This window comes from Staphylococcus sp. EG-SA-2 (assembly GCF_017152085.1).
Genome location: NZ_JACYHC010000998.1, coordinates 1 through 831, shown reverse-complemented (window position 1 = coordinate 831; position 831 = coordinate 1). Strand labels below are relative to the sequence as shown.

The following is an 831-nucleotide window of genomic DNA, read 5'->3' as shown; positions in this document are numbered from 1 at the left end:
TTGCAAGTTTATCAACATCGGTAAGTACATCAGAATCTGGCTCAACATCAGAAAGTACAAGTGAATCCGATTCAACATCAACATCATTAAGCGATTCACAAAGCACATCAAGAAGTACAAGTGCATCAGGATCAGCAAGTACATCAACATCAACAAGTGACTCTCGTAGTACATCAGCTTCAACTAGTACTTCGATGCGTACAAGTACTAGTGATTCACAAAGTATGTCGCTTTCAACAAGTACATCAACAAGTATGAGTGATTCAACGTCATTATCTGATAGTGTGAGTGATTCAACATCAGACTCAACAAGTGCGAGTACATCTGGTTCGATGAGTGTATCTATATCGTTAAGTGATTCGACAAGTACATCAACATCGGCTAGTGAAGTAATGAGCGCAAGCATATCTGATTCACAAAGTATGTCAGAATCTGTAAATGATTCAGAAAGTGTAAGTGAATCTAATTCTGAAAGTGACTCTAAATCGATGAGTGGCTCAACAAGTGTCAGTGATTCTGGCTCATTGAGCGTCTCAACGTCATTAAGAAAATCAGAAAGTGTAAGCGAGTCAAGTTCATTGAGTGGCTCACAATCGATGAGCGATTCAGTAAGCACAAGCGATTCGTCATCATTAAGTGTATCGACGTCACTAAGAAGTTCAGAAAGCGTGAGTGAATCTGATTCATTAAGTGATTCAAAATCAACAAGTGGTTCGACTTCAACAAGTACATCTGGTTCATTGAGTACCTCAACATCATTAAGTGGTTCAGAAAGCGTAAGCGAGTCTACCTCGCTAAGTGATTCAATATCAATGAGTGATTCTACTAGTA

At 38.9% G+C, this 831-nt stretch carries 1 protein-coding gene; it reads right to left on the bottom strand.

Features of this window, described 5'->3' with window-relative positions; translation table 11 throughout:
• Positions 1 to 831: hypothetical protein (locus IDG60_RS27775; protein WP_274611450.1), on the bottom strand; the 831-nt coding region annotated here is incomplete at both ends.